19 protein-coding genes, 1 tRNA gene and 1 riboswitch are annotated in these 20,308 nt (G+C 70.8%); of the genes, 9 read left to right on the top strand and 11 right to left on the bottom strand.

All coding sequences use genetic code 11. The annotated features are described in order from the left end of the window. Nucleotides 1-88: 88 nt before the first annotated feature. Together O7616_RS05625 and O7616_RS05620 are read right to left on the bottom strand one after the other, a co-directional pair. Nucleotides 89-1,213, bottom strand: a complete 1,125-nt coding sequence (locus tag O7616_RS05625; RefSeq protein WP_282264708.1) for a PP2C family protein-serine/threonine phosphatase — start codon at nt 1,211-1,213, stop codon at nt 89-91. Between the two features lie 104 nt (nt 1,214-1,317). Beyond that, nucleotides 1,318-1,950 carry a septal ring lytic transglycosylase RlpA family protein gene (locus O7616_RS05620; protein WP_282305888.1) on the bottom strand — a complete coding sequence of 211 codons (633 nt, stop codon included), beginning with the start codon at nt 1,948-1,950 and terminating at the stop codon, nt 1,318-1,320. Nucleotides 1,951-2,139: 189 nt separating this feature from the next. Here O7616_RS05620 and O7616_RS05615 point away from each other — a divergent pair, with 189 nt between their 5' ends. From O7616_RS05615 to O7616_RS05605, 3 genes are all read left to right on the top strand, one after another. After that, a complete protein-coding gene (locus O7616_RS05615) occupies nt 2,140-2,691 on the top strand; it encodes a phosphoribosyltransferase family protein (RefSeq protein WP_282305887.1) in 552 nt (183 codons plus the stop codon). Nucleotides 2,692-2,724: 33 nt separating this feature from the next. Beyond that, the gene (locus O7616_RS05610) at nt 2,725-3,777 is read left to right on the top strand and encodes a questin oxidase family protein (protein WP_282305886.1); all 1,053 of its coding nucleotides are present in this window, start codon (nt 2,725-2,727) and stop codon (nt 3,775-3,777) included. A gap of 65 nt (nt 3,778-3,842) precedes the next feature. Next, nucleotides 3,843-4,271, top strand: coding sequence for an ASCH domain-containing protein (locus O7616_RS05605; protein WP_282263400.1), 429 nt, complete (start codon nt 3,843-3,845; stop codon nt 4,269-4,271). A gap of 8 nt (nt 4,272-4,279) precedes the next feature. Here O7616_RS05605 and O7616_RS05600 read toward each other — a convergent pair whose 3' ends face one another. Next, entirely contained in the window at nt 4,280-5,161 is an 882-nt protein-coding gene (locus tag O7616_RS05600) for an LLM class flavin-dependent oxidoreductase (RefSeq protein ID WP_282305885.1), read from the bottom strand. A 144-nt stretch (nt 5,162-5,305) separates the two neighbouring features. Here O7616_RS05600 and O7616_RS05595 point away from each other — a divergent pair, with 144 nt between their 5' ends. Next, nucleotides 5,306-6,007, top strand: coding sequence for a dihydrofolate reductase family protein (locus tag O7616_RS05595; protein ID WP_282305884.1), 702 nt, complete (start codon nt 5,306-5,308; stop codon nt 6,005-6,007). Beyond that, on the top strand, nt 6,004-6,678 hold the full coding sequence (locus O7616_RS05590; RefSeq protein ID WP_282305883.1) for a dihydrofolate reductase family protein: 675 nt from the start codon (nt 6,004-6,006) through the stop codon (nt 6,676-6,678). The genes O7616_RS05595 and O7616_RS05590 overlap by 4 nt, the downstream gene beginning before the upstream one ends. Nucleotides 6,679-6,750: 72 nt before the next feature. On the opposite strand, the gene O7616_RS05585 is transcribed toward O7616_RS05590, so the two are convergent. Next, complete coding sequence (locus tag O7616_RS05585) at nt 6,751-7,095, bottom strand: VOC family protein (RefSeq protein WP_282305882.1); 345 nt, start codon at nt 7,093-7,095, stop codon at nt 6,751-6,753. Nucleotides 7,096-7,275: 180 nt separating this feature from the next. Between O7616_RS05585 and O7616_RS05580 the strand changes: the two genes are divergently transcribed. Then, a complete protein-coding gene (locus O7616_RS05580; protein ID WP_282305881.1) occupies nt 7,276-8,220 on the top strand; it encodes an ATP-binding cassette domain-containing protein in 945 nt (314 codons plus the stop codon). Further along, nucleotides 8,217-8,966: an ABC transporter permease gene (locus O7616_RS05575; protein ID WP_269681705.1), complete on the top strand. Its 750-nt coding sequence runs from the start codon at nt 8,217-8,219 to the stop codon at nt 8,964-8,966. Before O7616_RS05580 ends, O7616_RS05575 begins: the two co-directional genes overlap by 4 nt. Here O7616_RS05575 and O7616_RS05570 read toward each other — a convergent pair. Then, nucleotides 8,950-12,087 (bottom strand): BTAD domain-containing putative transcriptional regulator, encoded by a 3,138-nt coding sequence (locus O7616_RS05570; RefSeq protein WP_282305880.1) that lies wholly within the window; start codon nt 12,085-12,087, stop codon nt 8,950-8,952. The two genes, O7616_RS05575 and O7616_RS05570, sit on opposite strands and share 17 nt — an antisense overlap. A gap of 176 nt (nt 12,088-12,263) precedes the next feature. Here O7616_RS05570 and O7616_RS05565 point away from each other — a divergent pair, with 176 nt between their 5' ends. Then, nucleotides 12,264-13,550: a hypothetical protein gene (locus tag O7616_RS05565; RefSeq protein ID WP_282305879.1), complete on the top strand. Its 1,287-nt coding sequence runs from the start codon at nt 12,264-12,266 to the stop codon at nt 13,548-13,550. Nucleotides 13,551-13,781: 231 nt separating this feature from the next. On the opposite strand, the gene O7616_RS05560 is transcribed toward O7616_RS05565, so the two are convergent. Both O7616_RS05560 and O7616_RS05555 read right to left on the bottom strand, forming a co-directional pair. Further along, a tRNA-Gly gene (locus O7616_RS05560) sits at nt 13,782-13,855 on the bottom strand. Nucleotides 13,856-14,045: 190 nt separating this feature from the next. Then, nucleotides 14,046-14,603 (bottom strand): pyridoxamine 5'-phosphate oxidase family protein, encoded by a 558-nt coding sequence (locus tag O7616_RS05555; RefSeq protein ID WP_282305878.1) that lies wholly within the window; start codon nt 14,601-14,603, stop codon nt 14,046-14,048. A gap of 99 nt (nt 14,604-14,702) precedes the next feature. On the opposite strand from O7616_RS05555, the gene dcd reads away from it, so the two are divergent. Next, nucleotides 14,703-15,281 carry a dCTP deaminase gene (dcd, locus tag O7616_RS05550; RefSeq protein ID WP_030332009.1) on the top strand — a complete coding sequence of 193 codons (579 nt, stop codon included), beginning with the start codon at nt 14,703-14,705 and terminating at the stop codon, nt 15,279-15,281. A 60-nt stretch (nt 15,282-15,341) separates the two neighbouring features. Here the strand turns inward: dcd and O7616_RS05545 are convergent, their stop codons facing one another. The 4 genes from O7616_RS05545 to O7616_RS05530 all read right to left on the bottom strand — a co-directional run bounded on the left by O7616_RS05545 (nt 15,342) and on the right by O7616_RS05530 (nt 20,220). After that, entirely contained in the window at nt 15,342-16,382 is a 1,041-nt protein-coding gene (locus tag O7616_RS05545) for an NlpC/P60 family protein (protein ID WP_282305877.1), read from the bottom strand. 13 nt (nt 16,383-16,395) lie between these two features. Continuing rightward, nucleotides 16,396-16,531, bottom strand: a riboswitch (cyclic di-AMP (ydaO/yuaA leader). A 194-nt stretch (nt 16,532-16,725) separates the two neighbouring features. Continuing rightward, complete coding sequence (locus tag O7616_RS05540) at nt 16,726-17,739, bottom strand: C40 family peptidase (RefSeq protein WP_282305876.1); 1,014 nt, start codon at nt 17,737-17,739, stop codon at nt 16,726-16,728. 167 nt (nt 17,740-17,906) lie between these two features. Further along, complete coding sequence (locus O7616_RS05535) at nt 17,907-18,908, bottom strand: hemolysin family protein (RefSeq protein ID WP_282305875.1); 1,002 nt, start codon at nt 18,906-18,908, stop codon at nt 17,907-17,909. Continuing rightward, nucleotides 18,901-20,220, bottom strand: a complete 1,320-nt coding sequence (locus O7616_RS05530) for a hemolysin family protein (protein WP_282305874.1) — start codon at nt 20,218-20,220, stop codon at nt 18,901-18,903. The genes O7616_RS05535 and O7616_RS05530 overlap by 8 nt, the downstream gene beginning before the upstream one ends. Nucleotides 20,221-20,308: the final 88 nt, after the last annotated feature.

Here is a 20,308-nt window from a genome sequence, read left to right as displayed (position 1 = left end):
CCCCCACTGTATTACTCGCGGGTAGCCAGCGACAAGCGGATCACCCGAGTGACGGCGATTACACACCTGCAGCGTCGGGTGGGCGGAATCAGCCCTCGGTGGCACCGACCTCCCAGCTCGGGACGGCCGCGGCCGCGCCGGTACGGGCACCGACGTACTCCATCAGCACCAGCGCGATGTCGTCGTCCAGACGGCCGTGGACCCACTCGATCAGAGCGGTCTCCAGTGAGGCCAGCCCGTTGGCGACCGTGCCGTGGCCGAGCAGCCGCCAGGCCCGGTCGGCGGTGGGGAAGAACTCGCCGTCCCGCCGCGCCTCGCCGAGCCCGTCGGTGAACAGCAGCAGCCGGTCACCGGGCTCCAGGCGTTCGACCCGGGGACGGACCACCGGCATGAACCCGAGCGGAGGGGCCGGGGCCGGCGGTTCCAGCGGGATCACCGCGCCACGCCGCAGCAGCAGGGGCGGCGGGTGTCCACAGTTGACGATGGTGAGCGTGCCGCCGCGTTCCTCGACCAGCGCCGCCGTCACGAAGTCCTCGTCACCGACGTTGCGGGCGACCGCGCGGTCCAGGTCGGCGACGACGGCGCGCAGGTCGGCCCGCTCGTACGCCACGTGCCGGTACGAGCCGAGAACGATGCTGGCCAGCCGGACCGCGTCCAGCCCCTTGCCCCGCACGTCACCGATGATCATGCGGACGCCGTAGGGCGTGTCGATCGCCTCGTACAGGTCACCGCCGATCTCGGCGGTCGCGGTGGAGGAGATGTAGCGACCGGCGACCGCGAGGGTGCCGACCTGCGGCCCGAGCGGGCGTAGCACCGCCTGCTGGGCGACCGAGGCGAGCCTGGTCAACTCGACGATCTGCTCCGCCTGCCGCTGTCGGACCGAGGTCACCGCCACCGCCAACCCGGTGGCGAGCGCGACCCCGACCACGCTGACCGAGGTCTCCAGCGACATCTTCGGCTCGACCACGGCGAAGGCGGCCCCGACCACCGTCGCCGCGACGCCCACCCCCAGCACCACCGGCCAGGAGGCCAGTGCGGCGGCCAGGAAGGGTACGGCCGCCAGCAGCGCGACGTAGTGCGCCACCCGGCCGTCCGCCGCCTCCACCGCCGACACGATCGCGAGCAGAACGAGGGCCGCGCCGAGGCCGGCGCGGGATCCGGGGCTCAGCGGGCGACGGCCCGGCTGGAGGAATCGCGTGGATACGACTGACAGTTTGCCTGATCCTCGTGAAACGGTGAATGAACCTGACCCGTCGTCTGAGGAGGTTCTGACCGGGCGGGCCAATCCGGCGCCCGAACCGACGTCACCCGTCCCGCTCAGCCCAGGACCTCGTAGCGGACGGTGAGCGCGCCGACGTCGACGGAGGCGATGGTGGCGAACGCAGCCCGGGAGAGGTCCAGGCAGCGGCCGTCGATGAAGGGGCCCCGGTCGTTGATCCGCACCACCACCGACTTGCCGTTGGCCGGGTTGGTCACCCGGACCTTGGTGTTGAACGGCAACGTCTTGTGCGCGGCGGTCAGTGCGCTCGGGTTGAAGGACTCGCCGTTGGCGGTGAGCTGCCCGTCGGAGTAGAACGAGGCACCACACGAGCCACTGTCCAGGACCTTCGCCGCCGCCGTGGTCTTCTTGGCGGTCGGGCTCGGCTTCGGCGACGCGGTGCGGGCCTTGCTCCGGGAGGCGGCCTGCTGGGATCGGGTCGCCGACGGGCTGGCAGACGCACTCGGGGACGCGCTGGCACTCGGCGAGGCGGCCGGCGAGCTGGGGGCGAGGCTGCCGGCGGCCGTGGTCGGGGTGAGGTCGAGGGTCGTCTGCCCCGACTGGGCGGAGCCGGAGGTCAGCTGCACGGCACCGAACGTGCCCCCGACGGCGAGGGCGACGCCGACCGCCGCGGTGGCCACGATGCCCGCCGGAGAGGAGAAGATGCGGGTACGGGAGTGCCTGCCTGCCACCGGCCCGGTCCTTTCGTCGACTGAACAAACCGGGTCGGACCGTAACGAGAGAAGTACTTCCGAAGTCAACGTGATCATGGTGCTATGCCCGCATTTGCACCAGTACGTTTGGCCGATCATCCGACCCGGGGTGGGCCGGGCGGCCCGGGTGCCGCAGCGCGTCCACCGACCGTGCCGCAGGATGGGCGGATGCCCGCTGAACTGACCGAACGCCTGGCCGCCCTGTTCCGGTGGATCGACCCCGGGCCGGGCACGAGTCACCTGGTCAGCGACATCTCCGGTTGGTGGCGGGACCCGGCGGTCCTGGCCGAACTGGGGCCGGCCCTGGTCGCGCCGTACCGGGCCGCCCGGCCGACGGTGGTGCTCGCCCCGGCGGTCACCGGCCTGCTGCTCGGGCCCCTGGCCGCCACCGCGCTCGGGGTCGGCTTCGTGGCCGCCCACAAACCCGGCGACGGGCGACTGCCGGCCGGGCCGCTCACCTGGGCGCAGAGCCCACCGGACTATCGGGGCCGGCAGGTCGACCTGGCCGTACGGGACCGCCACCTCGGCCCCGGCGACCGGGTGCTGATGGTGGACGACTGGGTGCGTACCGGCGCGCAACTCCGCGCCCTCCACGACATCTGCGCCGCACGGGGCGCCGAGGTGCTGGGCGCCGCCGTGGTGGCCGTCGACTGCCCGCCCGCGATCGCGGCCGAGCTACGGATCACCGGCCTGATCGACGCCGCGGATCTGCCGGCTTGACCTCAAGCACGGTTCAGCTCCGACGATCGACTCATGAGCGACGGAACTCTCGACGAGGCGTACGAACGACTGCACCGCACCGGCCCCGAATTCGAGGGGTGGCTCTCCAACCACGGGCCGATGGCCGTCGAGGCGCTGGCCCGACACGGGCACCAGCAGCGGGTGCACCGCTGGCTCGACGACTATCTCGGCCGACTCGACGAGTTGCCCCGAGGGCTGCACCCGATCACCGACTGGCGGAGCGCGCTGGGTGACGCGAAGCGGGCCGGTGACTGGCTGGCGTACTTCGACCGGCAACTGCGCGAACACCCGTGGCGCGACGTGCTCGGGACCTGGTGGCCCCGACTGCTGCCGGGCATCGCCGCAGGTGCCACCCACGGGGTGATCCGGGTCGGGCACGCCGTACGCGCGCTCGAAACGGACGACCAGACCCCGCCGCGGCTCACCGAACTGGGCCAGGCCCTCGGCTACTGGGCCGCGCGTTGGCAGCCGGTCCCGGGCGCCGGCAGGATGCCCGCCGACCGCTCCGTCGATCCCTCCGCAGGCCCGGAGCAGATGGATGTGGACGCGGCACTGGCCGGTCTACCCCGGATCGACGACCAGAGCGGGGGCGTCCGTGATCGGTTGAGACGGCTGCCTGGCGTACCCCGATGGGAACCGGCGCTCGCGGCGCTGCGCCCCGCGCGGAGCCCGGCCGAGGCGGAGAAGGGGCTCACCGCGTTGGTGCACCGCGCCGGTCTGAACTACCTGCGCTTCGGGCACGCCGAGCCGGTGATGCTGGTGCACGCGGTCACCGCGCCGACCGCCGTGCTGCGTACCCTGCCGGCTCTGGACCGGGCGCTGTGGGCGCCGAGCCTCGCCGCGGCCTGGGCCGCGACGGCGGCCATGACCTCGGTGTACGCCCCAGCCGACGGCATCGCGCCGCCTCTCGTGACCGCCGCGACCCCGGCGGAGGTCTTCGCCCGGGCGGCTCGGCACGGCGACGCACACGTGGTGAAGCTGGCCGACGCGGTGCTCGACGCGCACGCGGCCAGTGGCGACGACCGCCTCCTCGCCGCCCCCGGCTACGCGGGGCAGCTGATCTGACCGGGCCGGGCCGGGCGGGCAGAATGCGGCGGCGGTGCGGGGCGCACTGGCCTAGCCTCGGCAGGATGTGGCCTCGGATCGGTGAACTGCGCACCCTCGCCCTCGGCACCCCCGGCGAGCTGCGGACGACCCTCAACACCCTCGTACTGGCCGGTGTGAAGACCGCGACGGCCGGTCGGCTCGCCGAGTACGCGGAGGAGGGCGAGGAGTTGGAGCACGTCGGCGAACGGCTGGCCCTGATCGACGACGACGCGCTGGTCGGCGTCGTGGAGATCACCGGAGTCGAGGTGGTCCGTTTCGCCGACGTGCCGTGGGAGTTCGCCCAGGCCGAGGGCGAGGGGGACCGGTCGATCGAGGAGTGGCGAGCCGGGCACTCCGCCTACTGGGCGCGGCTCGGCACACCTGTGGACGCCGACAGCCCGATCGTCTGCCTACGCCTGCGGCTGGTCTCCGGCGGCGAGGGCGGCGTGGCCGGCGGCGACCTCGGCACCTGACGACCGGCTCAGCCGCGCAGCTCCGGGAGTAGTCGGGTCGCCACGTCCGCCAGCACGGTCTCGTCGCCCGCGTACCAGCTGCTGGCCCTCGGCCAGTGCGTCACCACGTCGGTGAAGCCCAGGTCGGCGGCCCGCCCGACCTGGTCGGCGAAGAACTGCGCGCTGCTGAGCGAGAACACCGGCGCGGAGTCCATCGAGAGATAACGGTCCAGGGTCGCCGGATCCCGGCCGGCCTCGTCCAGCGAGCGGTCCATCCGCGCCGACAACGCCGACACGCTGCCCCACCAGCTCTCCAGGTCGTTGTCGTCACCGGTGCCGGTGGTCACCCAACCCTGGCCGAACCGGGTCACCAGCCGCATCGACCGCGGCCCGTTGGCGGCCACCACGAACGGCACCCGGGGCTGCTGCACACAGCCGGGATTGTTGCGGGCGTCCACTGCGGCGAACCAGTCACCACGCCAGGTCGTGCCGTCCTCGCGCAGGATCAGATCCAGCAGTTCGGCGAACTCGGCGAACCGGTCGACGCGCTGACGCGGTGGCAGAGTCTCGCCGCCGAGCACGGCCGAGTCGAAACCGATGCCACCCGCGCCGAGGCCGAGCAGTAACCGACCGTCGGAGACGTCGTCCACAGTGGTGATCTGCCGGGCGAACGCGGCGGGGTGCCGGAAGTTCGGCGACGCCACCAGGGTGCCCAGCCGGATCCGGGAGGTGACCGTCGCGGCGGCGGTCAACGTGGCCATCGAGTCGAACCACGGACCGTCGACCAGGTCCCGCCAACCCAGGTGGTCGTACGTCCAGGCGTGGTCGAACCCCCACTCCTCGACCTGCCGCCACCGACGTTGCGCCTCCGACCACCGCTGGTCCGGGAGGATCACGATGCCAATCCGCATGATCGCCAGCCTAGACGGGGCGCCACCGGGGGCCCTCAGGTGACGTGGATCACACTCCCCTCCGGTAGGGCCGTCGCGTCCGGCTCCGACCTCTCGGCGAGCGGCACCTGCACAGGTGTCCATCCGAGGAGAGGACCAAGCGCGATGACGAAGGTGACCGCACAGCTGTCGGTGTCGGTGGACGGGTTCTACGCCGGCCCACGGTTCGACGGCGACGGCGACTGGATGGACTCGGCGGAGAGCGCCGGGTTCTTCCGGGTCACCCGCTGGGTGACCGAGGTATCGGCGTGGCGTGAACGACAGGGCTTCACCGGCGGCGAGCAGGACACCAACTCCGACGTGATCGCCGAGACGTTCGAGGCCGCCGGCGCGTACGTGATGGGACGCCGGATGGCCGACGGCGGTGAGGTGCCCTGGGGTGACGAGCCACCGTTTCGCGCACCGGTCTTCGTCGTCACCCACCGCCCCCGCGAGCGTCTGCTGCGGCAGGGAGGCACCAGCTTCACCTTCGTGACCGGCGGGGTGGCCAGCGCCGTCGAGCAGGCGCGTGCCGTGGCCGGTGGCAAGAACGTCGCGGTGGCCGGAGGCGGCAGCCTGGTGCGGCAGGTCCTCAAGGCGGGTCTGCTCGACGAGTTGGAGCTGCACATCGTGCCGGTAGTGCTCGGCAGCGGCCTGCGACTGTTCGACGCGGACCTCGACCTCGCCGAGAAGGAGGCGATCGAGCTGACGCCGACCCGCGTCATCCAGACACCGGAGGTCACCCATATCCGGTACGCCGTGAACGGTCGAGCCCCGCTGATGCTCGACGACCGGGGCAGCGGCGGCGGTCCGACGGTGACCAGGTGACACGGTTGATCCAGGAGGAGACGAAGATGCCGCAACTGCTGCGGGTGCAGTGCTTCAACGTTTCGCGGGACGGGTTCGGCACCGGAGAGGGGCAGAGCCTGGAACGGCCCTTCGGCCACGCCGACCCGACTCCGCTGTTCTCCTGGCGGTCCGCCACCGCCAGCTTCGTGTACCGCACCGAGCCCGGTGGCACCCGGGGCCTGGACGACTACCTGACCCGGGACGCCGAGTGCAACATCGGTGCGGAGATCATGGGTCGCAACAAGTTCGGCCCACAGCGTGGCCCCTGGGAGAACCATGACTGGCAGGGCTGGTGGGGGGACAACCCGCCGTTCCACACGCCGGTCTTCGTGCTCACCCACCACGTACGTCCGTCGTTCACCCTGGCCGACACCACGTTCCACTTCCTCGACGCCAGCCCGGCCGAGGCACTGGCCCGGGCGAAGCAGGCAGCCGACGGCCGGGACGTACGCCTCGGTGGTGGAGTCGCCACCATCCGCGAGTTCCTCGAGGCCGACCTGGTCGACACGATGCACATCGCCGTCGCGCCCGTCGACCTCGAGCGGGGCGAGCGGTTGTGGGACAGCCCCGACGATCTCCTCGACCGCTTCCACCTGGAGTCGGTGCCCAGCGCCAGCGGAGTCACCCATCTCCTCTTCTGGCGACGATGATCGGCGACGCGGGTTGATCGCCACGGATCGTGGACAGTTTCCGCCACGTCGTGACGGAAACTGTCCACGGCCCTAGGGCAGGCGGGACAGCACCAGCATGCGATTGCCGTCGGGGTCCATGACCCGGGCGGACCGTTCACCCCACGGCTGGTCGACAGGCTCCTCGGTGACCGTCGCACCACCCGATCGCAGGGCGGTCACGGCGGCGTCGCAGTCGTCGGCGTAGACGCACAGCTCCCACCGGTGCGAGTGCGCCGGATCGCCGGCGTCCGGGTCGGCGGCCAGGCCCAACTCGCTGTTGCCCAGGCGTAGCGCGACGAACTCCGGTTCGCCGTCCTCGGGGAACCGGTAGGTCAGCTCGAAGCCGACCACGTCGCGGTAGAACCCGATCAGTCGTGGCAGGTCAGGTGTCGTCACGATCGGAAACGCCTCGGTGAACACGGACCACCTCCACGCCGGACAGTAGCCGCGTCGGAGCCGACGCGATACCACCACGGTCGATCCCGCCGGTGTCGTCACCTGGGCGGATCTCCGTGTCAGTGGTCGTGTCAGAGCCGCGTCAGGGAGGTGACAGGCCGGCCGCCGATGGTAGACCGCATGACGAGTTCAGCGATTGCGGTCTCCGCACTGCGGAAGGCCTACAAGGACAAGGTCGTGCTCGACGGCATCGACCTGGACGTCCCGACGGGCACCATCTTCTCCCTACTCGGCCCGAACGGGGCCGGCAAGACGACGACGGTGAACGTGCTCACCACGTTGGTGAAAGCCGACGGTGGGACCGTACGCGTCGCCGGACACGACGCCGCCACCCAGGCCAAGGCCGTACGTGCGGCGATCGGAGTCACCGGCCAGTTCGCGGCGGTGGACGAGTTGCTGACCGGTCGGGAGAACCTCCAACTGATGGTGGATCTCAGCCCGGTACCGGCCAAGGACGGCAAGCGGATCATCACTGAGCTACTGGAACGGTTCGACCTGACGGAGTCGGCGCAGAAGCCGGCGTCGACCTACTCCGGGGGGATGCGCCGCAAGCTGGATCTGGCGATGACCCTCGTCGGCGACCCACGGATCATCTTCCTCGACGAGCCGACGACGGGTCTGGACCCGCGCAGCCGACGCACGATGTGGTCGATCATCCGCGACCTCGTCGCCGACGGGGTGACGATCTTCCTCACCACGCAGTACCTCGAAGAGGCCGACCAGCTCGCCGACCGGATCGCCGTACTCGACCAGGGTCGTCTGGTCGCCCAGGGCACGCCCGACGAGCTCAAGCGCCAGATCCCCGGCACCCACGTCCGGCTCCGGTTCGCCACCGTCGCGGAACTCGACGCGGCCGCCCGGGTGCTCGGCGACTCCACCCGGGACGACGAGGCACTGGCCCTGAGGGTGCCCAGCGACGGCGGGACGGCCTCGCTGCGCGCCCTGCTGGACCGACTCGACGAGTACGCGATCAGTGCCGAGGGGTTCTCCGTGCAGACGCCGGACCTCGATGACGTCTTCCTCGCCCTGACGGGCACCCGCACCCAGGAGGTAGCAGCGAAATGAGCGCCAAGTCCCACTCGATCGTCATGTTGCGCCGCAACTTCAAGCACATCGCCCGCAACCCGACCTCGGTGTTCAACGCGGTGCTGATGCCCATCGTGATCATGCTGATGTTCGTGTACATGTTCGGCGACGCCTTCAGCGTCGGTGTCGACTACATCGACTACGCGACTCCCGGCCTGATGCTGCTGGCGGTCTGCTACGGGCTGGGAGCCACCGCGACCGCGGTGAACTCCGACATGACGAAGGGCATCATCAACCGGTTCAAGGTCATGCACGTCTCCCGGGGCGCGGTGCTGACCGGTCACGTCGTCGCCAGTGTGCTGACCAACCTAGTCGCCATCGCAGCCCTCGTCGGGGTGGCGTTCCTGCTCGGATTCAGCCCGTCGGCGACTCTCCTCGGCTGGCTCGGCGCGATCGGCATCATCGTGCTGCTCGGCTTCGCCGCAGGCTGGCTCACCGTCGCGCTGGGCCTGTCGGCGAAGTCGCCGGAGACCGCCGGGCTGGCCTCCGTACCGCTGGTCATGCTGCCGTTCTTCAGTAGCGCGATCGTGCCCGCCGACAAGATGGGGCCGGGGCTCCGGGAGTTCGCCGAATACCAGCCCTTCACGCCGATCATCGAGACCCTGCGCGGTTTCCTGAACGGCACGCCGTCCGCCGGCGACGTGATCCCCGCCCTCGTCTGGTGCGTCGCCATCGCGCTCGTCGGCTACCTGTGGGCGCGGTCCACGTTCACGAAGCGAGCGTGACCGCGACCAACTCTTTCCAGTGCGACCGAGTGCCCTCCAGCGCCGCCTCTGCGAAACCCCCATCGCCGAGGCGGCGCCGCACTGTCTGCTCGACCCGGACCGCGTCCGGGTGGGAACGATCCGGCCGTCCGCGTACGGCGGTGCTCGCCGCGAGCAGCCGCGCGGCCTGGTCGACCTGGTCACGCCGCAGGGCCAGGTCCGCGACTCCGACGAGCACCTGCGCGATCGTCGGCGCGTGCCCCGTCTCGGCCGCCGCCGCGCAGGCCGAGGAGCGCTGCCGGCGGACCTCGTCGAGGTCGTCGGCGACGTACCCGAGCAGGTCGTGCGTCACCACACGGATGTGTGCCTGTCCGGCCTCGTCGCGCAACAGGCCGGCCGCGACGTCGATCTGCCGGACCACCTCCTCGGCATCGCCACGCCAACGGGCGAGTTCCGCCTGCGACAGCGCCAACATGGCCAGCGCGCCGGGCCAGGTGACCCGTCTCGCGTACCGCCGCGCCTCGGCCAGCGCCGACGCGCTGGCCTCCTCGTCGCCCAACAGCCAGTACAGCTGAGCCTGTCGCGAGCGCATCCGGATGACGTCCTCGACGGTGCCGACCTCGGTCACCACCGCGATCGCCTCGTCGTAGTACCCACAGGCACCGGCGAACTCACCGCGTACGGCGATCAGCTCCGCCAACTCGGTCAGGGCGAACGAGATCCCGAACCGGTCGCCGAGGGCCCGGAACTCGGCGAGCGCCGACTCGAAACACGCGTCCACCTCCGGCCCGTACTGGCCGAGAAGGATCCGCATCTTGCCCAGTTGCAGCCGCGCCAGCGCGCGTACCCAGGGATCCTGCTCGTCGAGCAGTGGCTCCCACGCGGCCAGGATCGCGTCCGGAGCCCGCAGCATCCGTTCCAGCGGGACGACGAGCGCCACGCCCGGGTGGCTGCCGCGACTACGTCGGCTGACCTCGTACGCCCGGTGAATCCACTCCGCGGCCTGGCGCTCGTCGCCCGGCCCGGAGTTCAGGAAGAGCACGACGAGTGCGTACACGGTGGCCCGGATCTCGTCGCTCACCTCGCCGGGCACCTCGGTGGCCGCCGTGACCAGCTCCATGCCCTCGGTCCGGTGACCGCCGAGCCACCAGTACCAGCCGGCGCCCGCGGCCAGCCGCATCGCCGCGTCCGCCTCACCGGTGGCGAGCGCGCCGCGCATCGCGGAAGCGATGTTGTCGTGTTCGGGTTCGAGGGTGGCAAGCCAGCTCACCTGGTCGGCGCGGCGAAGGTGCGGCTCCGCCGTCTCGGTGAGGTCGGTGAAGTAGGCCAGATGTGCGTGGCGCGCGCGATCCGATTCACCGGCCTCGGCGAGCCGCTGCGCGGCGTACTCCCTGATCGTGCCGAGCATCCGGTAGCGCGGAGCCTCGTCGCCCTCGGCGATCAGCAGTGACTTCTCGGCGAGCGCGGTGAGCAGTTCGAGCATCTCCTCCCGCTCGACCACGTCGTCGGCGCAGACCCGTTCGGCAGCTTCCAGACCGACCCCGCCGGAGAACACCGACAGCCGGCGCAGGACCGCCCGTTCGGCGTCGGTCAGCAGCTCCCAACTCCAGTCCACGACGGCGCGCAGCGTTCGATGCCGGGGCAACGCGGTGCGGCTGCCGCCGGTCAACAGTCGGAAGCGGTCGTCGAGCCGCCTGGCGAGCTGGTCGACGGACATCGTGCGCAACCGGGCCGCCGCCAGTTCGATCGCCAGCGGCATCCCGTCCAGCGCCCGACACACCCGCGCCATCGTCGCCGACGTATGGGCGTCGACCGCCAGATCCCTGCGCACCGCCCCCGCCCGGTCCCGCAGCAACCGGACCGCGGGAGAGGACTCGATCTCGGCCGGGCCGGCGTCGAGGGCCGGCAGGGCCAGCGGCGCGACCGGCCACAACGCCTCACCCGTGATGCCCAGCGGCTCCCGGCTCGTCGCCAGGATCCGCAGCCGCCGACACTCTCCGAGAAGCCGATGGGCGACCACCGCCGCCGACTCGATCACGTGCTCGCAGTTGTCCAGGATCAGCAGCGCCTCCCGCTCCCGGATCGCGGCGACGAGTCGATCGATCAGCTCCATGCTCGGTGCCTCGCCGAGCAGAGCATCCCGGAGCCCTAGCCCGGCGAGCGTCGCCTGCACCACGTCACCGTCCGCGCCGATCGCCGCAAGCTCGACCAACCAGACCCCGTCCGGCAGGTCGCCGAGCATCAGGCGCGCGGTCTCCGTGGCCAGTCGGGTCTTCCCCGAGCCGCCCGGTCCGATCAGCGTCGTGAGCCGGTGTTCGGCGACGAGCGCACCCACCTGGGCGACAGCGTCGTCCTTGCCGACGAAACTGCTCAACTCGGCCCGGAGGTTCGTCTTGCGGTTCTCCTCCCGCCGCCCCAGCTCGCCCCGCAGCAACGCCACGTGCACCGCCGACAGCTCCGGCGACGGATCGACGCCCAACGCGTCGGCCAGGGCCTCGCTCGTGCGCTGGTACACCAGCAGCGCCTCGTTGTCCCGACCGCTCGCGGCGAGCGCACGCATCAACAACATGACGAGCCGTTCCCGCACCGGATGCGCGGCCACCAGATCGGTCAACTCCTCGACCAGCTCCGGACCGTGCCCCAGGTCGATCTCCCCGTCGAAGCGATCCTCCACGGCGGTCAGGCGCAGCCTCTCCAGCCGGGTGACCGCCGCCTCGAACGCCGCGCTGTCGGTCACACCGACGTCCTGCATGGCCGTACCCCGCCACAGGGCGAGGGCCTCGCGGAGCCGCCGGACCCGCTGCGGCCCATCGTCGTCGCGCGCCTGACCGACGAGGCGCTCGAACCGTACGGCGTCGACGAGATCGGGTGCCACGGTCAACTGGTATCCGTCCGTCAGCCCTTCGATCGCACCGTCCGGCAGCAGCTTCCGCAACCGGGACACCAGACGGTGCAGGGCGTTCGCCGCATCGGTGGGCGGGTTCTCACCCCAGATCCAGTCCACGAGAGTCGCCTTCGGGACCACGTGGCCCGGGCTCAGCGCGAGGGCGGTCAACAGCCCGCGCAGCCGCACGCCGGGCACGTCGGTGACGGTGCCGTCGTCAGTGCGAACCTCGAATGGACCAAGTAACCCGACCTGCACGTGGCAGATCTTGCCATGGACGTGAGAGCGACCCGCGTTGCCGAGGTCCGGCGGTCGGAGAGCCCGCCGGCGCCGACGTAACGAAGGTCACGATCTTGGCGCTCTATCGGACAGACGCCGACGATCCCGAGGACTGGGACCGCCGGCCCGGTCGATCCCTCCGACGTTAGGACCTGATGTCCGTTCAATTCCGCTCCACCCGTCAGCACCTGCTCCGTAGCAGTCTCCTGGTCGGCGCGCTGGCCGGGCTCACCACCGGCCTGCTGCCCACTGTCCCGGCGGGCGCCGCCCCCTCCCGGGCGGACCTCGTGGTCGCCGCCTCCGTCGACACCGTCGAGGTGCCGGCCACCGGTGGCTGGTCGACCCTGACCCTCGACGTCCGCAACTCCGGGACGAAGGCCAGCCAGGACGTGACCGTGGTGTTCACGCTGCCGGCGGGCGCCTGGTTCTCCTCCGATGGGTTCGTGATCCCGCCGAGCTGGAGCTGTGACCTGCAGGGCACCGCGACCTGCGCACACGCCCCCCTGGCCGCCGGGGAGATCGCCGACACCCTGAATCTGCCGTTCGGGCTGCCGCCCGGCACCGCCGGAGACGTGGCGACCGTCACCGCCACGGCGAAGACCGGTACGGAGTCGTCGACCGCCAACAACATCGGCCAGGCGAGCGTGCGCTACATCCCCAGCACGATGGACCTCGAGTTCGTGCCCGCCGCGACCAGCCAGCAGCTCCTCCCGAACGAGTATGTGAATGTCTCCACGTCTCTCCGGAACTCCGGGAACTCCCCCTCGGGCGAGGTGACCGTCACCATCCCGGTGCCGGACGGGATGCAGGGCTCGGAGAAGTGGAGCGAGGGGTGGGACTGCGCGTTCGGCGACGACGTCGCCGACGGCCGGACCGGCTGGCGCTGCATCCACACCCCGCTGCGGCCGGGCGAGACGAGCGAGCAGCTGCACTACGGCGGAATCCTCACCTCCACCACCGTCGGCGACGTCGTGACGATGGAGGCGACCGCGGCGACGACGTTGCCGGAGACGACCCTGGAGAACAACACGGCGCGGCACACCGTCACGGTCGAGCAGGGGGCGATCGTCCGCGGCACCGTCTGGGTGGACGGCAACAACAACCGCGTGTGGGACACGTGCGAGGTGGGCGCCCCGGTCGGCTACGAAGGGATCTACCGCATTGAGGTGACGCCGCAACCCGGCTCGTCCGGCTCCGGCGGGCTGACCACCATCAACCCCGACGGCACCTTCACGACGTACGTCCGCCCGGGCACTTACCGGGTGCAGTTTCACGTGTACGACCCGCACGAGTTCATCGACTCGATCGACTCGGACCTGATCTACTACTGGAACGAGACCGGTGGCGCCAACTACGGCCACACCGACTGGGTCACCGTGGCTACGGGTGACGAGGTGACGCTGGACGCGGGCGTCAGGTCACGCTGGATCCAGACCTGCTGATACTCCTCGGCGCCGTTCCGGCGCACCCGGGCGGCCCGGCCACCGCGGCCGGGCCGCCCGGGTCTCGTCGTGGTCCCATCGGCACGGCGTCCGCTCGACCTTCTGGCTTCCGGCCGGGGGCAAGGGGAGGAAGCGTGGCGGGTGGCCCGTGGATGGCCCGTCAGGCGTTCGTTGGCGGCGGAACATCGAAGGCCCTGACCGGGACTCACGTCCCGGTCAGGGCCTTCGCAGTGGAGCGGGTGACGGGAATCGAACCCGCACTGTCAGCTTGGGAAGCTGATGTTCTGCCATTGAACTACACCCGCAAGCGGCACCACTGTACCCGAGACGCGGGGACGGCGCACCCAGGCTCCCCAGCCCGCCACTGATCCACTCGGCTTCCCGGAAGTCGGGGCATCCGGGCCGCCGGGACACCACGACTTCACCGAAGCCGAGTGGATCATGAGAGGGGGTGGGCTGGGGTGGGCGTACACCTGGGGTCGTCTCCGGCCCTGGTCAGGCGGCCGTGCACTGGACGTCGCGGCTGATGCGGGTCGGGCGGGCCTGGGACACGGCGACCGGCGCGGCCGCCGCCGACGGGGCGTGCGGGTCGAGCCAGACCCGGACCGCCGGTCGGGTCGGCGTGACCCCCGGAACGCCGGTGGTGTGCTGCTCGCGGCGGGTCAGCATGGCCACGTCGACGGTGAACTCGAACAGCCGCCAGTCGGCCTGCGGCTCTGCCCGGGAGCCCTGTGCCAGGCGTGCCACCCGGACCGGATCGGTCACCGGACGAGCCCGCCCCGCCAGGTAAGCCTCGTCGTCGCTCTCCTCCGGGGGGAACGAGTGCAGCGCGTAACGGCCGTCGCGTTCGAGGTCACGGCGCTTCGGGGAGTCGATGATGAAGCAGAACAGACCTTCGTCCGTGATGACCGGGGAGACCGGATGAACCCGGGGCCCACCGTCGGCGCGGACCGTGGCCAGGTAGCCGAAGCCCGGCCCGTATTGCTGGAGGAGAACGCGGATCCCGTCGGCGAGTCGGGGCTCGTCGGCGGCGAAATCGGACCAGGATGCCATGCCGACATTCTATCGAACAAATGTACGAGGAGCGACCTCGACTCGCTGGTCACCGGCACCGAATCCGTCCGCTTTCCGCAGCGCGGCTATGGTGGTCCGATGCTGCTCTCCGACCGCGACCTGGTCTCCGAGATCAAGGCCGGCACGCTGGGCCTGGAGCCGTTCGAGCCCACTCTGGTCCAACCCTCCAGCATCGACGTCCGACTCGACCGGCTGTTCCGGGTCTTCAACAACCACCTCTACACGCACATCGACCCGGCGATGCAGCAGGACGACCTCACCTCGGCGGTCGAGGTGCCCGACGGCGAGCCGTTCGTGCTGCACCCGGGGGAGTTCGTGCTCGCCTCGACGCTGGAGGTCATCTCCCTGGGCGACCAGCTCGCCGGCCGACTCGAAGGCAAGAGCTCGCTGGGCCGACTCGGGTTGCTCACGCACTCCACCGCCGGTTTCATCGACCCGGGCTTCTCCGGTCACGTGACGCTGGAGCTCTCCAACGTCGCGAACCTGCCGATCACCCTCTGGCCGGGCATGAAGATCGGGCAGCTGTGCATCTTCCGGCTCTCCTCGCCGGCCGAGCACCCGTACGGGTCGGTGGTCTACGGATCCCGCTACCAGGGCCAGCGGGGCCCGACGCCGAGCCGCGCCTGGCAGCACTGGCGCACCTGGCCGACCCGCTGAACCCGTGACGACGAGGGCCCGCCGCAACGGATCGCGACGGGCCCTTCGATCACTGGACGATCAGCCGGGACGGCCGTAGCTGTGGATCGGGCCGTCGTCGACCTTCTTCATCTTGACCGGCTGGCCGGCCTGTGAGGCGTGCACCACCCAGCCGCCGCCGACGTACATACCGACGTGGTGGATGTCGCTGTAGTAGAAGACGAGGTCACCGGGGCGCAGGTCGCCCTTGCTGACGTCCTTGGTGACGCGACTCTGTGCGGCGGCGTTGTGGGGCAACGACACACCGGCCTTCGCCCAGGCGGCCAGCATGAGCCCGGAACAGTCGTACGAGTTCGGACCCTCGGCGCCCCACACGTAGGGCTTGCCGATCTGCGCGCAGGCGAACTTCACCGCGATGCCCGCAGCGCCGCCGGGATAACTGCCGGGGCAGGGCGCCGGGCGCAACGGACCGCCGCCGCCGCTGCCGTACACCTTGAGGCGCAGCTTCTGCAGCCGGTCGATCTCCTCGTTGATCTGCTTCTTCTTCGCCGCCAACTGCGCCTCGGTGCGCGTCAGCTGGGCCACCATCTCGTCCAACGGCGCCTTCTGCGCGGCCAGCTCGTCACGCAGGTCGGCCACCTCGCGTACGTCCCGCTGCTGGTTGTGCGCGAACCGGTCGAGCATCTCGAGCTGACTGACCACCTCGCTGGGTGACCGGCTGCCCAACATCGCGTTGACCGTCGAGACGGTTTCGCCCTTGTACGCCCGCACGGCCAGCGCGCTGACCTTGTCCATCGCGGCGTCGACCTGCTGTTCGAGTGGGGCGATGCGGGTGGCCAGGGCGTCCGCCTGCTTGCGCTTGACGGCGAGGTCGGCCCGGGTGGCGTTGTGCCGTTCGATGATCGGTTCGAGCTTGTTCCAGTCCTCGTCGATCTGGCGCTCGATCTCGGCGACGGACGGGTCGGCGTGGGCCGCCGTGGCGCTGCCGGTCAGGACGACGGCGACGCCGACCAGGGCGGCGAGAGCGGTGGTGAAGCGGGACCAGCGTGGGCGCGGCACGATCGGCGTCGGGTCGGCTGCTGCCGACCGCTCGGACGACGGCCGCGGGGCATGGAGTGCCACCGGGGTTCCGTACTCCTTCTTCCTGACCGCCTACCGGGTTAGCTGACGGGTTCGGGCGGGAAGTCGGCGCCCTACCGCAGTGGCTGCGGATTCACCCCGAGGGACCTGGGTCCCCGGTTCGCTCGGAAACGACTCGGCGGTGTCGGTCCGTTACCGCCCGGGCTGGGCGGAGCTGCTATCGGGCCGACGAATGACCAGAGTAGAGACGCCTGTTACCGATCCGCAACCCGTGCGACGGTGACACTCCGTACCGGTTGGACGGAGCCACGGAGGGTGGGGAGGGGTCCGTCGACGACAGAGGGCCCCCGGTCGTCCGACCGAGGGCCCTCTGCACGCTGGTGGATCAGCCGGGTCTGCGGAACCCCGCGACCGGCATGTTGTTGATGCTGGCCACCTGCACAGGTTTGCCGGCGCGCGGTGCGTGCACCATCTGGTCGTTGCCCAGATAGAGGCCGACATGATGCAGGTCGCTGAAGAAGAAGACCAGGTCACCGGGGCGGGCATCGGCCCTCGAGATGGCCTTGCCCTCGTGCCACTGGTCACCGGTGTGGTGCGTCAGGCTGATCCCGGCCGACTTGTAGGCGTACTGGGTCAGGCCCGAGCAGTCGAACGAGTTCGGCCCGGTGGCGCCCCACACGTACGGGTCGCCGACCTGCTGGCAGGCGGTCTTGATCGCCTTCTGGGCGGCGGCGGCGACCACGCCGTTGATGGTCGGGCAGCCGGCGGTCTTGACCGTCGTCTTCGGCAGCGACGCTTCGAGCTGCTTGATGTCCGCGTCGATCTGCTTCTTCTTGGCCGCCAGATCGTTCTGCTGCTTGGTCTGGGTGGCGATCAGGGTGTCCAGCTTCTGCTTCTCACCGTCGTACTTGGCCCGCACGGCCAGCACGCCCTCGACCTCCTTGCGCTCCTGCGCGGCCAGGCGGTCGAGGACGGTGAGCTGCTCGGTGAGCGTGTCCGGCTTGACGCTGACCAGCAGCGACCCGATGTCGTGCGACGGGCCGGAGATGTAGTAGCGGGAGGCGAGGTCGCCGACCCGGTTGAGCGCCAGCTCGCTCTGCAACGCGAGCGGCTCGATCTTCTTCTGCAGGTCCGCCGACTTCTGTCGATTGACCTTCAGCTGCGCCCGAACCTTGTTGTACTGCTCGATCGTGGGCTCCAACTGCTCCCACTTCTTGTCGATCTGCGCCTCGATCTCGTCGACCGTGGGCTCGGCGTGCGCCGGCGCGGCGAGCAGACCGGCGCCGACTGCGGCGGCGGCGACCAGGACAAGCAGGCGGTGGGCGCCACGGCGGAGGCGCCCTGGTCGAGCAGACGTTTTCAGGTCGTGACGATGAGGGGGCATGGTTGCCACCGGCACCGACTCCTTTGCAACCGACCGCCGGGCGCCTCGCGTGAGGGAAGGGCCGAGGCAGACGACCCACAGCGGTCGGTGCCTCACATTAGGGAAGCTCGCAGCGGTAATCAAGGCGGGCATAGGAACCATCACTGTCGTGCAACTGCTTGCACACCAAGGGTATTGGTCATTCATCCAACGATTGCGGTCAATACATCGTCGAGGGTGACCACCCCGAGAGGGCGCCGGCCGTCGCTGACCAGCACCATGTGCCGCCGCTCCCGGCGCATGGCCAGCAGCAGGTCGGCCAGCGTACGCTCCGGCGGCACCACCGCCAGCGGCCGGTAGACCTCGGCCGGCACCGGCGACCGGCGACCGCGCCCGGCGTACCCGAGCACGTCCTTGACGTGCACGAACCCGAGCACCCGGCGGGTCGACCGCTGCACCACCGGAAACCGGGACCGGCCGGTCCGCATCGCCAGCACCTCCAGTGACGCCGGTGACACGTCCTCGGCCACCGTGACCACCGTCGACCACGGTTGCAGCGCGTCCGCCGCCGTTCGACTGTGCAGGGCCAGCGCGCCGGTGATCCGGACGTGCTGCTCCTCGTCGAGCAGGCCCTCCGTACGCGCCTGCGCGACGAGCCCGGCCAACTCCTCGGCGGTGAACACCGTCTTCACCGCCTCGGACGCCTCGATGCGCCAGAAAGCGAGCACCCGGCGGGCCGCCCACTTCATCGCGAGCAGCAGCGGTTTGGTGGCCACGCAGAACGCCAGCATCGCCGGGCCGAGCCAGAGCGCGGACACCTCCGGACCGGCCAACGTGATGTTCTTCGGCACCATCTCGCCGACGACCGTGTGCAGGAAGACCACCACGCCCAGGGCCAGCACGAACGCCACCGGGTGTACCGCGCCCTCGGGCAGACCGGCCGCGTGGAACGGCGGCTCCAGCAGGTGCGCCAGGGCCGGCTCGGCGATCGCGCCCAGACCCAACGAGCAGACCGTGATGCCGAGCTGCGCGCCCGCGATCATCAGCGGGATCTGGTTCATCGCCGACAGCGCCCAGCGGGCCCGCTTCGACCCCGCGGCCAGCGGCTCGATCACCGTCCGCCGGGAGGCGATGAGCGCGAACTCGCTGCCCACGAAGAACCCGTTGCCGAGCAGCAGCACCGCGGTCACCAGCAGCTCAGTCATCGTCGTCGGGCTCCGCCGGGCGCAACACCCGGACCTGCTCGATCCGGTGGCGTTCCACCTCCACCACGGTGAACTCCCAGCCACCCTCCTCGACCGTTTCACCGGCCAGCGGGATGTGCCCGAGCCGGGCCATCAGGAACCCGGCCAATGTCTCGTACGGCCCGTCGGGCAGCCGGAAACCCGTCTGCTCGGCCACCTCGTCGAAGCGGAGCACCCCGTCGACGAGCACCGTGCGCTCACCACCGGGCACGGTCAGCTCGACCACACCGTGGTCGTCCACGCTCGCCGGGTCGAACTCGTCGGCGATCTCACCCACCAACTCCTCGACCAGGTCCTCGATCGTGACCACGCCGTCCGTTCCGCCGTACTCGTCCACCACGATGGCCAGGTCGGCACCGGCGGCCTTCAACGCGGCGAGCACGCCGTCCAGATCGAGGCTCTCCGGCACGTACACCGGCTCGCGGGCCACCGCGCCGACCATCGTCGACGCCCGGGCGGCCAGCGGAACGCCCAGCGCGTCGGGCACACCGGCCACCCCGGTGACCAGGTCGAGGGTCTCCTCGTACACCGGGAAGCGGGTCCGTCCGGTGCGCCGGGACGCCTCCAGCAGCTCGGCCACGGTGGCGGTGGCGCGCAGCGCGACGACGTCCACCCGGGGGGTCATCGCCTCCGCGGCCCGCTTGTCGCCGAACCGGATGGTGCGGCGCAGCAGCATCGCGGTGTCCGTCGGCAACGCACCCGCCCGGGCCGAGATGGCCGCCAGCAGTCCCAGCTCCTCCGGCGAGCGGGCGCTCGCCAACTCCTCCTGCGGCTCCACGCCGAACGCCCGCACCAGCCGGTTCGCCGATCCGTTCAACCCCCGGATCAGCCACCCGAACGTCCGGGAGAAGGCGTGCATCGGGCCGGCCGTGGCCAGCGCCGCGGGCATCGGCCGGGCCAGGGCGGCGTTCTTCGGCACCAACTCGCCGAAGAGCATGGAGATCAGCGTGGCCAGGGCCAACGCGAGGAACGGGGTGATCCGCCCGGTGTTCTCGCCGACCATCGGGCGCAACAGCGGGGTGAAGATCCGGGCCAGGGCCGGTTCGGCCAGGTAACCGGTGAGCAGCGCGGTGATGGTGATGCCGAGCTGCGCGCCGGAGAGCTGGAAGGAGAGTTCGCGCAGCGCCGTGCGTACCGTCAGAGCGGCCTGGTCACCCCCGGCCGCCCGCCGGTCGATCTCCGCGCGGTCGACCGTGACCAGCGCGAACTCGGCCGCGACGAAGAACGCGTTGCCCGCGGTCAGCGCAACGAAGCCGACCAGGGGCAACAGCATCGTCCAGAGTAGGCCGTCGATGTCGCCTCACCTCGGCGAGGATTCTTACACGACGACGGCGGCCCGCAGGGGGCCGCCGTCGTCGATG

The organism is Micromonospora sp. WMMD964, from assembly GCF_029581455.1.
Lineage (GTDB): Bacteria > Actinomycetota > Actinomycetes > Mycobacteriales > Micromonosporaceae > Micromonospora.
Note: the sequence above shows the minus strand (reverse complement) of the source record. Positions and strands in the feature narration are given on the sequence as shown.